Raw genomic sequence first — 15,434 nt, 5'->3', positions numbered from 1 at the left:
TGACATGGATCTGCAACTCGTCTGACAATGGTGATGCCGCAGGCATACTGATGGCACGGCTTGTGCAGCTGAAGAAGAACCACGGATGGAGCATCCTTGTCATTGCCCACACCCCGAAACGTAGCCTGAGAAACCCAATTGACCAGAACACACTTGCAGGAAGTAAGAAGCTGATGAATTTCTTTGACAGTGCGTTTGCAATAGGCAGAAGTGCCAAGGACGAGAACCTACGGTATATCAAGCAGATAAAATGCCGTTCCGGTGCCTTCGAATATGGAGAGGACAACGTGATAGTGGCTGATATTGTCAAGGAACCAAACGGTTATCTGCATTTCAATGAGATCGGACATGACAGAGAAACCAACCATCTGAGAGAGAAATCTGATAATGATGTCAATATGATTAAAAACAATATAATCGAGCTCAGACGGAAAGGGAAGAGTTATCGGGAGATTGCTGCCGAGTTAGGGATTAGCGTTGCCAAGGTGCACCGAACTCTGGTGAATGTCGATATCAGCAAATAACGGCTTGATAGCTGTTCCAACCGTTTCGCCTGTTTCGCTTGTTTCGCTGTTTCGCTTGTTTCACCCGAAACAGGTGAAACAGATGAAACAAGTGAAACGCCATGAATCACTATAATCTGACAAAAACTCACAGCCATGTTATACCGACGCCCAATTCAATTAGACCCCACCAGCCGCAAGACGATATGCCCTAACTGTGGGAAAAAGAGATTCGTCGACTATGTTTATTCCGACGACAAGACACCGGTAGCCTCCGGCACCTGTGGGAAATGTGACCGTGCCGACCATTGCGGCTACCACTACCCTCCCAAGGACTATTTCCGTGACCACGACTTCCGACGCCTGTCACGCCGTCACCCGTATCTCCGACAGAGAGTGCTGCGTCCCACCTCACTCATCTCCGAGAGCCCCACATTCATACCGAAAGAGATAGTGTTTGCATCAATGACCAACTACCACCGCAATCCACTTGTCAGTTTCCTGCACACTCTCTTCGACTCCAACGCCGGACAAGAGATTCCCGGAATTGTTGAATCGACAGTGACAAAATACGGTGTGGGTACCTCCACACGCTACGGCGGCTCGACCGTGTTCTGGCAACACGACATCTACGGTAATTTCCGCACCGGTCAGATAATCGGCTACGACTCTGACACCGGCAAACGGGTGAAGGGACAACAGAACTACGTGCATTCCGTATTGTCTGACAGGTTCCCCGATTTCCAGCTGCGGCAATGCTATTTCGGGAGTCACCTGTTGCGCATATCTGACAAAGAACGGAACGCAAAGAATGAGTTACGTCGAGAACTGGGTATCACCGAGGAATTTGAGCCGACGATATGGCTATTTGAGTCGCCGAAGGCGGCACTCATTGCCGACATAGCCCTGACGTGGGGAGGGATGCAGGGAGCCTACCTTCCTATGGCAACCTTCGGTTGTGCGGGACTCAACCCCAAGGCAGAATGTTTCCTTGACCCATACGACAAGCACCAGGCACTTCGCGGACGCACTGTAATCCTCTTCCCCGACAATGGCAAATACGACGAATGGAAATCAAAAGCCGACCAACTGCGCCCATACTGCCAGGAAGTGACCATCTCCTCCGTCATGGAAGAATGGCATCGCCCCACTCACACCTCCGCAATCACCCCGACAACACATACAATCGAACCGGGCGATGGTTTCGACGACCTCATCATCCGACACGTCCAAGCCCACCAACCCATCTGGCATCTCCTGACCTCCTTCTGACCATCTCTAATTATTTTTGAGAGCGTTATATAATTAAGGACCTGAACCTTATCTATGCGAGATATCTTCAGTGTCAGTCATCGTCACTTTTGCCTATATAATTAATGAATTTACTTAGATATGAGGTTTTATATGGTGTGCTCGTGCTCCGCACGATTCGTACATACAATCACATCTTCAGGTCGCCATCTTTCTTCCAATATATCAGCCATTTTATGTATTGTTTTAATAATTCCGGTTGTAAATTTCAAAAATAATGCCCCACCTATGCCAATATCGGGATAGGCGGGGCATTTTCAGATTTATTTTGTGGCTTTGAAATTGAAGATGGGGCGGATCGTGGTGGCGATGGTTACGGTGTCGCTGATGTTGCTGACTATCTCGGTAGCAGGTTTGTAGACCATCGGCGATTCGTCGCGTGTAAAGTCGGTGATGCACTCTGAGTAGATCCCTTCCATCGATGCCTCGAAGTCTTCCATCGTTACCTCCCTGTATGCCTGTATACGGCTCATCACCCGTCCGGCTCCATGCGGCGCAGAGCTGTTCCAATCTGCATTACCTTTGCCTACACATATCAATGAACCGTCACGCATATTGAGCGGTATGATGCACCGTTCGCTTATGGCAGCCGAAATCGCCCCCTTGCGTATTACATTGTCGTCACTGATATAGTTGTGGACACTCTCAAACTCCTCCATGATCTCCACACCGGGGAAGAATTTAAGCAAGAGCAATGAGATCAGTTTCCTGTTAAGCACCGCCCATCGCTGGCAAAGACGCATATCGTGAAGATATCGCTCTCTCCCCTCACACTCCAGATAACAAAGATCGGCGGGAAGCGACGGCTCCGCTGCATGGTATTCCTTACGCATCCTCTTTATAACCTCCTGAAGTTCGGAGCGACGCCCTGCTGCCTTATATTCCTCAATCGTGTGCTTTATCGACTCCTCAAAATCATCCGCACCATCAGTAAGATGCTTCACCGCTTTAGCCTGATAGATCTCAGCCACCTGCTTGCCAAGATTACGCGACCCGGTGTGAATCACCAGATAGACATCACCCTTATCATCCCTGTCAAGCTCTATGAAATGGTTGCCACCGCCAAGCGAACCTATCGACTTATTGATACGGTCGGTAAATTTCAACTCCCTGTAGCAGTAGAGTTCCGTGACAAGCCGCTTTGCCTCACGGTATATCTCCATCTCCTCACCCACGAGCGGACGGAACCCGAATCTATCCTCACGCACAATCTTACCGGAGGGTACGTTCCCGCGGATATGCTCATTGAAAGCATGGAAATCTATCTCCACGACATTGCCGAGATTAAGCACACGCATACCGCATCCGATATCCACCCCCACGATGTTTGGAATCACCTTATCGCCGAGGTTACCCGTGAAACCTATCACGCATCCGGCTCCGGCATGCACATCAGGCATAATACGCAGTTTTTTATCGGAGAATACGTCAATCGACAGCAGACGCGCGATCTGCTCCATTGCAGAATCCTCAACGTTGTCGGTGAATATCTTCACGTCATATCCTTCTATTCCTTTCATATCAATCTGTTTTTAATGATTTTAATATTGTTTATTTATTGAGTGCAAAGTAAGACAATAGGTGCGCCATCTAATGGCGCACTTCAATATTTTTTTGTAATTTCGCAAAAAAATTTCAAAACATGCCTCTCAACAGAAACACACTGATGCGATTGCGCACCATCGACGCCTGTCTTTGCCGCCGTCAACGCCGTTGGACCCTTGAAGACCTTCGGACAGCCTGCGAGGATGCCCTATATGAATATGAGGGGATCTCATCAATATCAAAGCGCACCATCCAGCGAGACATCGAACTGATGCGTAGCGGCAAACTCGGCTACAATGCCCCTATCATCGTCATGGAGAATAGGTATTACACATACGAAGATCCGGATTTCAGTATCACGCAACTCCCCCTCTCGAAGCAAGATATCTCGGAACTATCGGCAGCTATGGAGATAATACGCCACTATGGTGGGTTCCGCGACATGGCGGGACAGGAGGATATACTCGCTCGTATTCAAGATAAAATACAGAGCAGCGAGTCCCATCGTCAGGTGGTGTTCATCGACACCAACAACCGGCTGAAAGGGCTTGACTTTCTTTCCGTGCTATATGACCATATCATAAGAAAGGATGCCATTGAAGTGATCTATCAATCTTTCAAGGCGCGACGCCCAACCTGCCTATTCATCTCCCCTTACCTATTGAAGGAATACAACAACCGCTGGTTTCTCGTGGGATACAATCATAAAAAGCACGATATACAGACCATCGCGCTTGACAGGATTTTCAAGGTGGTGCGTTCAAGCCGCACTCCTTATAAGGAGAATACATTCTTTGAGCCGGAGCAATATCTTGATGATATGGTAGGGGTGACACGCGACATCGATTCCTCTCCCCAAGAGATTACAATAAGAATCGACTCCGACCAGGCTCCATACGTACTGACCAAACCTATACACCATTCCCAACAACTGATAAGGGAGAATAATGACGGGAGCATCGTGATAATGCTGAACGTAATTCCCAATCATGAATTGGAACGTGTCATACTCGGATATGGTCGGCACATAGAGGTGGTGTCGCCTCCGGAAATACGCCGTCATATCGCCAACCATGTGAAGACTTCAGCATCCTTCTATAAAGATGCAGATGCAAAAGCGTAGCGGTATCCGACATTCATGACAAAACAAACCGGAAATATCTCCGTTTAATAATTCAGAGTTTATGTGGTATCGGATTTTTAACAAATATTGTAAACAGGTAAAAATTGGAAGAGAAAGGTAAATTAGGACTCTGGAGACTGGTGGCTATAGTCTTCGGATCGGTGATTGGCGGAAGCATTTTCAATATCGCCCAGAATATGGCACATGGGGCGGCTTTGGGAAGCGTGCTATGCGCGTGGGGAATCACCGGCATCGGTATAGGGATGCTCGTATCCACGTTTAAGATTCTTGCTAAAAAACGTCCTGACCTAACCGCCGGAATCTATCAGTATGCACAGGTGGGATTCGGCGACTGGTGGGGATTCAACATGGCGTGGGGTTATTGGTTGTGTGTGATTTTGGGCAATGTCACGTATGCAGTACTTCTGAATGACTCCATAGGGGCGTTTCTTCCCGTGCTGAACGAGCATGGATGGCAGACAGTGGTATTCGGCTCAGTGCTGATATGGCTGATGTACTACATCGTCACACGTGGCATACAATCCGCCTCCTACATCAATACCCTGCTCTCTGTGCTTAAATTCAGCTGCATCATCTTCATCATCATTATCCTTGCCGTCAGCGCGAAGGTCGGCATGTTCACCCTTGACTTCTGGGGAAACCTGAATCCGGAACTTCCATCCGTAGGCGCACAGGTCTCCTCATGTATGCTCGTCACCATCTGGAGCTTCCTCGGTATTGAGGGGGCAGTGATGATGTCGTCGCGTGCAAAGAGACATTCCGACGTGGGGAAAGCTACAATCACCGGATTTCTTCTCGCCCTGATGCTCTACATCCTTGTCACCACACTGTGCTTCGGAATCATGACCCAACCGGAACTCGCTGCGCTCCCCAACCCTTCGCTGGCATACGCGCTGGAGGTGTGCGCCGGACCATGGGCAAAATGGTTTGTGATCTCGGCAATAATCCTCTCCGTAGCGGGGGGCTTTGTGGCATGGACGCTCCTGTGTGCGCAGACACCCTACGAGGGAGCCGTAGTGAAGATACTCCCCCGTCAGTTCCTGTCGGTCAACAGGCATGGTGTGCCTGCATACGGGATGAGAGTTTCCTCCATAGCCATGACCTTATGCCTGCTGCTCGTGGTCACAGCCGAAGATGTATATCTTGCTGCCGTCAATCTCGCATCCATGATGATACTCCCGTGCTACCTATGCTGCGGATTATATCTTCTGAAACTAATCTTCTGTAACCGCGTGTGGACGTCAAGAAACAAGAAACTTCCGGCAATCATAGTCATAGCGACCGGCACCACCATCTACTGCATATACTCCATCTGGGCAGGTTCGCTATCACTCCTCGTCATGACCTCGATGTTCTACACCGCCGGTTTCCCATTTTTCATAATGGCACGCCGCCAGCATCGTCAGAACGGCACTTCCTCCACGGATAAAATAATATCCACAAGAGAGTCGGTAATGTCGGGAGTGATGCTTATTCTCGCCTGCCTATCCATATACATGCTTGCCACGGGGCGATTCGCATTATCATAATGCCACAGACGACAGGTAGTTTTACCTGAAATTTTCAAGGAAATATAACAATTATCTCAATTTTATCATTTTCTTAAAATTATTTTTCTTATCTTTGTGGCGAAGATGTGTAACATCAAAGCCTTATTCTAACAATTCACACTGATTAATCATGAAAAGACTAATCATTCCCGCATCTCTCCTGATGGCATCCCTTTCTGCATCAGCGGTAAGCCCGTTGTGGATGCGCGATGTAAAGATTTCCCCTGATGGGAAAACGATTGCTTTCTCCTATAAAGGGGATATTTTCACAGTGCCCTCAACCGGAGGAAATGCCACCCGACTCACTACGTCGGCGGCGTATGAAAGCACACCGATATGGTCGCCCGACGGCACCAAGATAGCATACGCTTCTGACCGGAACGGTGGCAAGGATATTTACATTATCCCTTCAAAGGGTGGACAGTCCACCCGTCTTACGTTCAACTCCGTGGCAGAGACTCCGGAAGCCTTCTCCCCCGACGGCAAGAACGTGATTTTCTCCGCCTACATACAGAAACCGGCTGTCAACATCTCCGGTCCACACAGATCGCAGAGTGAGCTATATTCAGTCCCGGCTGAGGGCGGGCGTCCCGTACAGATACTCTCAACTCCGGCAGTGAGCGTGGCAATGCGCCCCGACGGAAGTTTCCTTTATGAGAATGTTAAGGGTTCGGAAGACAAATGGAGAAAACACCACACCTCTTCCGTGACGCGTGATATATGGATGTATGAACCATCTTCAAAATCATACACTAACCTTACTGCACGTGCCGGCGAAGACCGCGAACCGGTGATTGCCCCTGACAATAGCAGCTTCTATTTCCTGAGCGAACGCGACGGCGGATCGTTCAACATCTACAAGCAACCGATCGCACAGAATGCCTCGCCGGAGAAACTCACCTCATTCACGAAACATCCGGTGAGATTCCTCAGTGCTGCTAAAGACGGCTTGCTCGCTTTTACTTTCAATGGCGAAATCTACACGATGCAACCGGGAGGAAAGGCAAAGAAACTTCCGATTGAGGTAATCGACGACTTCTCTGAAGACGTAAAGGAGATACCCTTCTCAAAGGTGCAGGGGGCGGTTGTTTCCCCCGACGGCAAACAGGTGGCATTCACAGTAAGAGGCGAGGTGTTTGTGACCTCTTCCGAATACCCCTCCACCAAACAGATAACCCATACTCCCGGCGTGGAATCAAGGATATCATGGGGAAGCGACGGACGATCCCTATATTATGGCTCTCTGCGCAACGGCAAGAGCAACATCTACAAAGCTACCATCAAACGCGATGATGATCCCAATTTCTCCAATGCGACACTTATTGAGGAGACTGCATTGTTCCCCGACGACGGCGTGGAGAGAAGTCATCCCTCCATCTCTCCCGACGGGAAAAAGATGGTATTTACAGAAGACCGCAACAAGCTGAAGGTGATGGATCTGGAGACAAAGAAGGTAAAGACGCTCTCCGACGACAGAATCGCCACTTCTCGCTCCGGCAGCATCAGCGTGGAATGGAGTCCCGATAGCAAATGGGTGACTCTCGAAGTTATGAACCCGATGCACGAGCCGTATGACGACATTGCGATAATCAACGTGGATAATGCCGAGTTTATCAATCTTACCAATACCGGATATTTCGACCAGAACCCACGTTTCAACAGCGACGGCACTGCCGTAATATTCGATTCCGAACGCTATGGCATGAGAAACCATGCATCTTGGGGATCTCAATCCGATGTCTTCATGGTGTTCCTCACAAAAGAGGCATACGACAAATACCGTCTGTCGGAAGAGGACTTCGCCCTGCTGAAAGAGATTGAGAAACAGCAGAAGAAGGATGCCGACAAGAAGGATAGCACTGACAAGTCGAAGAAGAAGGATGCTAAAGATAAGAAAGATTCAAAGGATAAGAAGGAATCCGGAAAGGAGGATAAGGAAAGCAAGGATATCAAGATTGACCGAGAAGGCATTCAGGACCGTATCGTGCGTCTGACCCCCACTTCCTCTTCTCTCGTTGACTTCACATTGTCGAAAGATGGCGAGACTCTCTATTTCATCACATCATTCGAGGATGGCTACGATCTTTGGAAGAAGGATCTACGTAAGGGCGACATATCAATCGTGAAGAAATTGGGCAACTCCCCCGCCGGGATACAGACCACGGCTGACGGAGGCATGTATCTTGTAGGTTCCACCGTAAAGAAATTCACACCCTCTTCCGGCAGCATCAAACCAGTGACCACTTCCGGATCTGTTAAGATCGATCCCTACAAGGAGCGTGAGGCAATGTATGAATATATGGCTATCGAGGCTAAAGAACGTTTCCTTCTCCCCGAAATGCCTATCAACTGGAAGGAGTATGTCGACAACTATCGCAAGTTCCTCCCCCATATCAACAACAACTATGACTTCCAGGCTCTTCTCAGCGAGATTCTCGGTGAGGTCAACGTGTCGCATTCCGGAGGTAGATACTACAGCAGTCCCGCAAAAGAGGCAACAGCTTCTCTCGGTTTGATATTCGACCTCACCTCCGACAAGGATGGTCTTCTGATTGAAGAGATTGTTGAGGGTGGTCCGTTTGACAGAGCCACTACCCGCGTTAAGGCAGGCGATATGGTTGAGGCAATCAATGGCGAGAAAATCAAGAAGGGTGAGGATTGGACCTCCCTCCTCAACAACACCGCCAAGAAGAAGACTCTCGTGGCATTCGCAAATCCTTCCACCGGAGAGAAATGGGAGGAGGTTGTTCTCCCGATCACAACGGGCAAGATGAGCGACCTTATGTATGAACGTTGGGTGAAGAGGAACGAACATATCGTTGACAGTCTTTCCAACGGACGTCTCGGATACGTACATATAGAATCAATGAACGACGACAGCTTCCGCACAATCTATGCGAAGATTCTCGGTGAGTACAATACTCGCGATGGTATCGTGATCGATACTCGTTGGAATGGTGGCGGTCGTCTGCATGAGGATATTGAAGTGCTCTTCAGCGGCGAGAAATACTTCACTCAGGAGAATCATGGCAGAAATTCGGCTGAGATGCCATCACGCCGATGGAACAAGCCGACAATCATGATCACCGGTGAGGCTAACTACAGTAATGCACACGGCACACCTTGGGTATATAAATTCAAGAATCTCGGTAAGCTTGTGGGTATGCCTGTGCCGGGAACGATGTCAAGCGTGAACTGGATCACGATGCAGGATCCCTCCATGGTATTCGGTATCCCTGTGACAGCCTATCGTCTTGCCGACGGCACAATCCTCGAGAACACTCAGCTCGAACCGGACATCAAGGTGGAGAATCTTCCCGCCGACGTAGTGAAAGGTCACGACGCCCAGCTTGAGACAGCCGTCAAAGAGCTCCTGAAAGAGACCAAGAAGAAATAACAACAGCAACTTCAATCTGACGCCCCTAAGTTCAATTGAAGTCAACTACATCTATCTCGCTTAAAAGTGACCTCAAAAGTTATACGAAAAACTTTTGGGGTCACTTCATTTTTATGAAATAATCTCTAATAAATAAGATTGTTATTACGTTAAAAAATATTATGATTGAGTAATTTTACTCGAATTACTTGATTATACGTGTTAAAATGCTCGATTTTTCAGAAAGTTTTTTAACACTTATGACAACCACAAAAAGTCCATCATAAAAATTACGGAAATAATAAAGACGAACTATTATGATTCTCAGTTTACGTATCAAGAATTTCTATTCGTTAAGAGATGAAGTTGTGATTGATTTCACAGCAAATATGAACTCACGTAATTCTCGTAACGCTCAACCCAATAGCTTAATAGATTTTCACGGAGATAAGTTTGTTAATATTATTGGATTGTTCGGTGGTAATGCAGCCGGAAAGTCAAACCTAATCAAGGCAATGGACTATTGCAGAAATCTCATCCTGACTTCCCATCTCAATAATGAGGGGGATGAATTGGGCAACGTGTCATTTAAGTTTGGAGGAAATATGCCCTCCGAATTTTATATAGACTTTGTTACTGATGGTATTGAATATGAGTATTCATTTGAGATATATGGTGGGGTCATAACGTCGGAAGAACTATATTATTATCCCAATAAACGAAAATCAAGAATATTCTCTCGTACTGAGACCACTTCATACTACTTCAAAAAGGGAGTCATACCACGTCCGTCAGAAGTAGTGGCTAACACGGGTCCGAAGACACTGTTTTTGAGCAGGGCAAGTTCAATGCAGAAGGAGATTGCTCAGAAAGTTTTTCGATTCTTCCTTAATGAAATGATGGTAGGACGCGGATCTGTTGATTTATCTAATTTATCTGTAGCAGAATTTGAAAACGACAAGAAATTATTGCTCATGGGGCTTGAAGTGTGTGACAGTGACATAATTGATATAACATTATCTGAAAATATGTCTGGTCAACTTATTTTGCAAAGTTTTCATCGGGAAAATCCCGAACTGCCATTTGATTTTATAAAGGAGGAATCAGACGGTACTAAGAGTCTGCTGACGCTATTGATTATCATCCTACGTAAGATTACTGCCGGAGCCACATTCTTTATAGATGAATTTGACCTGAAGCTGCATCTGCGGTTGGCTGAATTTATACTTGATTTGGTCAGGTCGTCCAAATCAGCACAGATGGTCTTTACCAGTCACAATCCATTGTTGATTGATACCGACTCGCTAAGACCGGAGCAAATAGTATTTGTAAGTAAACAGTCTGATGGTAATTCAGAATTTGTCTCACTCGCTGAATTTGTGGGAATAAACAAAATCAAAGACATTCGACAGGCTTATCTTCAAGGACGCTTTGATGGAGTGCCTTATATTGGAAGTGCTCGTTCCCTCATCTCCGAAATCACATTGAATCATGAGAAAGCGTAAGATATCAAAGAAAAAAGAACCTCGTACTGTCTTCTTGGTTATATGTGAAGGTGAAACAGAACGAGAATATGTTGAAATCTTGAAACTATGGTACCGTCTTCCTGTTGTTATCAAGACAAGAGTGAGCGGGAATAAGATAAACCAACGACTCGTAGACCAATATATATATGAACTTGGACTTGATAAGGATGACGATTATAGGGTTTTCTTCGTCTATGACGCAGATATAAAAGATATTGTTCATCGGCTTAAATGTATGCAAGGAACGCTAATATTATCCAATCCCTGTATCGAACTTTGGTTTATGCTTCACTCTAAGAAATTTGGCAAAGTATGTGATTCTGCATCCATTGTCAAGGAATTGAAATCTTCTGATACAGTGTGGACAAATTACCAAAAAGGACAATTCAGTTACGACCAATCAAAATTTTTAATGACACATACAAATAAGGCATCCGAAAATGCCAGCAAATTACGTTGGCCTGACAATCCATCTACAAATATGAGTGTTTTTATCGACTCTTTGGAAAGTGTTAAAAAATATTGAAGCTGATAAAAAAAGTCCGTCAGAAGTGTTAAAATGGTCATTTTAGAGGTATTTTAACACTTCTGACGACCCCAAAAAGTCCGTCAGAGTCTATTTTCAGTATTTTGCATGTAAGAGGAAAAAACTATTTTTTGGCGGACTGTTGTGGGCTTCTTTAAATTTTTTGCTAATTTTGCAGTTACATTTATCCGTTGAGAATATCTGCATCGGAAAATCAATGTAATTTATCAGATGAAGACCAATTACCGCATTTTCTCCTGGATGGGAATAGCTGCCGTCGCATTACCGATCTTTGCAGCCCAACCAAACCTTCCCAAAGTAGAGATACTCGGCAAAGAGTATTTCTATCACGAAATAAAAAAAGGGGAATCCATATATGGAATAGCAAAGCAACATGGCTGGGATTTGAACGAGCTGATCAAACTGAATCCTAATGCCTCTTCCGAGATGAAAAAAGGATCGCGTCTATATTATCCCGTAGATGCTCCCGTTTCCGGCAATAATACCAATAGCGGCAATTCTGACAGGAATGTCAATAATGTCGTTTCTGACAATAATGACAATATTGTCAGAAATGACAGCAATGACTCTGCCGACTCTGCCGAACAGACCTCTTACGAACCCATCCGCCACGTCGTGAGAAAAGGCGAGACCGTATATAGTATCTCACGCCAATACAACGTGCCTCTTGAGCAGATATATGAGGCCTACCCAAATGCAAGATATGGTATCAAGGCGGGTGAGACAATCGTAATCCAGCAATCGCCGGAAACTGTATCCGACAAATATCTATATTATGTGGTGAAACATGGCGACACTCTCTATTCCCTCGCCAAGAGATACCACACGACGGTGGAAGATATACTCTCTGCCAACCCTGCCGTGTCGGAAAAGAATTTCAAGGCGGGCGAAACTGTGAGGATTGCAGTAAACTCCAACAGTAAGAACGTGCATACCGAAACGGTCGAGGAGGAACGTCTTGCAAGCGTTGAGAGCTATAAGGTCGGAAAGAATGAGACGTGGGAAACCATTTCTCAAAAGACCGGCGTGGATGAATCCACTCTCCGCGATGCCAACGAGAACACTACCAACCTCAAGAAAAACACCATTGTAAACGTGCCTGTCGTGGAGACCGTGCAAGTTGAGAAAGTGGTGGAGACGCAAGACCCCAGAGAATTGTCGTCGGAAGGGATACAGGAGATGTATGATTCTATCCACAACATCGATTCCGATCGAGAGCTCCTTAATGAGGTGAAAGTAGCTGCCATTCTCGACGAACCGACTTCAAAAAAGGATGTCGACTTTACAAGAGGGTTCCTTCTCGCAATTGATGAGCTGAAGAACTCCCCTTATAAGATCAATTTCAAGGTTATTGACGGAAGGGGTGCCACCACAAGCGTGACAGATGCTCTTGACGATTTTGAGCCGAACCTTATCGTGGCTACTGCCGACAAGAATTTCCCCGCTTTCCTTGCTGACTATGGCAACACCAACCATATCGAGGTGGTCAACGTATTCGATGTGAAGAACGAGCTGTTTGAAGACAATCCCTCAATGGTGCAGATTCTCCCCCCGTCAACATTCTTTAACCAGCATCTTGCCGACAGAATCTACGATGAATATTCCAGTAGGAAGGTAATCGTAGTAGGTAATGAGGATGCCAACGATGGTATCGCGGAAATACTTCTTCCAAAATACTCGTCTGATAAAGTGACAAAGAGAAGTATTGCCGCCCTCTCCGATACTGAACTGGGCGAGACTGATTCCTACCTCATATATGCCTATTCCAACAAGAAAGAGGAGATTTCGGATATCCTTCATTCTGTAGACAATCTGAGGGAGAAATATCCCGCCACATCTATAACCCTGGTGGGACGTCCGAGCTGGGTGATGCTTACCGACACCTACGGCGACCGCTTCTCCGATGCCGAGGTATTGATCCCTTCAAGAGTATGGTTTGATGCTGACTCATCCCATGGCTCAAGGTTTAATGCTTCCTTCTCCGACATGTATGGCGGACATCCGGTGAAATCCTTCCCCAACTTCGCGGCAAGCGGGTATGACGTGGCAAAATACTTCATACCCTCCACTGCAGCAAACGGAGGCGACTTCAACCGTGGATTCTCCGGCAGTGATGACCCAACCATTCAGACCGATATAAACCTTGTCAGAGTCAATAACTGGGGTGGATTCATCAATCCGACAGGCTACCTGCTCAAATTCCGTAAGGGGGGATTTATTGATAAAGAATTAGTGAAATGAGATTCGGAAAGTCAATAATATCCCTTTCATCAGGCAAATGGATGAAGTCGGTGCTGGCATCCGCAATGCTGTTGTCGGCAGCATCAGCTGTAGCGCAGACCCACTACAGCTCAAACGTGGCTATCGGCGTCAAGGGGGGTGCAACATTGTCTGAGGTATTTTTCAATCCATCCGTCCGTCAGAAATTCAACCCGGGTATGACTGCCGGCGTGATGGTGAGATATGTAGAGGAGGATCATTTCGGACTTCTCGCAGAGCTTAATTTCGTGCAGCGTGGATGGAGCGAGAATTTTGAAGAGGCTCCATATAACTACAGCAGGACGCTCAATTATGTGGAACTTCCGGTGATGGCACACATCTATTTCGGACGACGTGGCAAATTCTTCTTCAATGCCGGACCACAGGTAGCGTTGTTCCTCGGTGAATCCACAAGTGCGAATTTCGATCCGAAACAGATGGCATCACTCCCCGATTTCCCGTACAACAACCGCATGAACGAGCAAATGCTAATGGATGCGACTCAGAAACTGGACTATGGCATTTCAGCAGGGTTAGGCGGTGAGTTCAACCTAAACAAACGCAACTCGCTATGCATTGAAGCCAGATTCTATTATGGACTCGGCAACGTATTCCCCTCAAAACGGACGGATACTTACAGTGCTTCAAACCAGATGACAATCTCCGCGACAATCGGATACTGGTTCAGGGTAAAATAATGCCGATTCTGTAATTAATGTCATTATTGTCAAATTGCCAATAATGACAGGATTGTCAGAATTATCAGAATTTAAAATAGAAAATCCGGATTCAAAATGGTTTTGAATCCGGATTCCTTTTTTCAATTATCTTTCAATCAGAGTCCTATCTCTGATAGGATCATCAAATAGATTACGCATGCCGGCATAACAAAGAGCAATGAATCGATGCGGTCAAGTATGCCGCCATGACCGGGGATCAGTGAGCCTGAATCCTTTATATGCAGGCTGCGCTTAAGCATTGATTCCACGAGATCTCCCCATGTGGAGAAGAGGCAGACCACTACCCCAAGACCGACCCAGCCATATACGCTTATCTCCAACCCGAAGAAGGTGGAGGCATAGATACCGAACAGGACTGATGCAATGACGTCGAATGCCAGACCTCCGAAGAATCCTTCCCACGATTTCTTCGGGGATATACGCTCAAACAGCCGATGACGTCCCAACATGCTCCCCACAAGAAATGCACCCGTATCGTTTAGCCATATCAGTATGAAGATGGCAAGCACTGCGTGGAGATGCCTCACGTCGGCGAGAAGCACCATCAATCCTAAGGGCAGACCGATATATATCTGCGACATGAAGGACTTCGCTATGGACGTTATAGGGGTCGTGCTCTTGATGTAAAGCTGCAACGTCATACGCAGCAGCATTATAAACACCCATATTACCAACGGATAAAACAGCCGACCAAATACCAGCATGACCACACCAAGCATATCAAGACCCATGATCAGCGGACCTCCGGAGCCCATCTTTTCCGTAATCTTATCAAACTCGTAAACTGCCAGCAACGCACATACCGTCGCCAGACAGCTGAACGGAGTCAATCCCCAAAATATACACCCTATGATCAGTCCGGCATAGATAAGCCCTGACACTGTTCTTACTGATAATTTTTTCAGATCCATTTCTCTTTTGTTTTTCGCTGCA

The 15,434-nt window shown here is 46.7% G+C and carries 10 protein-coding genes and 1 pseudogene; 9 read left to right on the top strand and 2 right to left on the bottom strand.

Annotated features, from left to right (window positions below; genetic code table 11):
- Positions 1-524: pseudogene (locus tag E5331_RS20375) on the top strand (sigma-70 region 4 domain-containing protein); the annotation flags it as partial.
- A gap of 135 nt (positions 525-659) precedes the next feature.
- On the top strand, positions 660-1,775 hold the full coding sequence (locus tag E5331_RS10455; protein ID WP_135984636.1) for a DUF6371 domain-containing protein: 1,116 nt from the start codon (positions 660-662) through the stop codon (positions 1,773-1,775).
- A gap of 302 nt (positions 1,776-2,077) precedes the next feature.
- Here the strand turns inward: E5331_RS10455 and E5331_RS10450 are convergent, their stop codons facing one another.
- On the bottom strand, positions 2,078-3,334 hold the full coding sequence (locus E5331_RS10450; protein ID WP_135984634.1) for an RtcB family protein: 1,257 nt from the start codon (positions 3,332-3,334) through the stop codon (positions 2,078-2,080).
- A gap of 122 nt (positions 3,335-3,456) precedes the next feature.
- On the opposite strand from E5331_RS10450, the gene E5331_RS10445 reads away from it, so the two are divergent.
- From E5331_RS10445 to E5331_RS10415, 7 genes are all read left to right on the top strand, one after another.
- Positions 3,457-4,482 (top strand): helix-turn-helix transcriptional regulator, encoded by a 1,026-nt coding sequence (locus E5331_RS10445; RefSeq protein ID WP_135984632.1) that lies wholly within the window; start codon positions 3,457-3,459, stop codon positions 4,480-4,482.
- Positions 4,483-4,586: 104 nt separating this feature from the next.
- Positions 4,587-6,032, top strand: a complete 1,446-nt coding sequence (locus E5331_RS10440) for a basic amino acid/polyamine antiporter (protein WP_123481176.1) — start codon at positions 4,587-4,589, stop codon at positions 6,030-6,032.
- 151 nt (positions 6,033-6,183) lie between these two features.
- A complete protein-coding gene (locus tag E5331_RS10435; RefSeq protein WP_123481177.1) occupies positions 6,184-9,450 on the top strand; it encodes a S41 family peptidase in 3,267 nt (1,088 codons plus the stop codon).
- Positions 9,451-9,746: 296 nt separating this feature from the next.
- Positions 9,747-10,934, top strand: a complete 1,188-nt coding sequence (locus E5331_RS10430) for an AAA family ATPase (RefSeq protein ID WP_123481178.1) — start codon at positions 9,747-9,749, stop codon at positions 10,932-10,934.
- The gene (locus E5331_RS10425; RefSeq protein ID WP_123481179.1) at positions 10,921-11,481 is read left to right on the top strand and encodes an RloB family protein; all 561 of its coding nucleotides are present in this window, start codon (positions 10,921-10,923) and stop codon (positions 11,479-11,481) included. Before E5331_RS10430 ends, E5331_RS10425 begins: the two co-directional genes overlap by 14 nt.
- A gap of 231 nt (positions 11,482-11,712) precedes the next feature.
- On the top strand, positions 11,713-13,743 hold the full coding sequence (locus tag E5331_RS10420) for a LysM peptidoglycan-binding domain-containing protein (protein WP_123481180.1): 2,031 nt from the start codon (positions 11,713-11,715) through the stop codon (positions 13,741-13,743).
- A complete protein-coding gene (locus E5331_RS10415; RefSeq protein ID WP_123481181.1) occupies positions 13,740-14,459 on the top strand; it encodes a porin family protein in 720 nt (239 codons plus the stop codon). The genes E5331_RS10420 and E5331_RS10415 overlap by 4 nt, the downstream gene beginning before the upstream one ends.
- A gap of 137 nt (positions 14,460-14,596) precedes the next feature.
- On the opposite strand, the gene E5331_RS10410 is transcribed toward E5331_RS10415, so the two are convergent.
- On the bottom strand, positions 14,597-15,412 hold the full coding sequence (locus E5331_RS10410) for a phosphatidate cytidylyltransferase (protein ID WP_123481182.1): 816 nt from the start codon (positions 15,410-15,412) through the stop codon (positions 14,597-14,599).
- Between the last annotated feature and the right edge of the window lie 22 nt (positions 15,413-15,434).

This window comes from Lepagella muris (genome assembly GCF_004793975.1).
GTDB lineage: Bacteria > Bacteroidota > Bacteroidia > Bacteroidales > Muribaculaceae > Lepagella > Lepagella muris.
The sequence above is the reverse complement of the archived record's forward strand: the minus strand, read 5'-3'. Positions and strand labels throughout refer to the sequence as shown.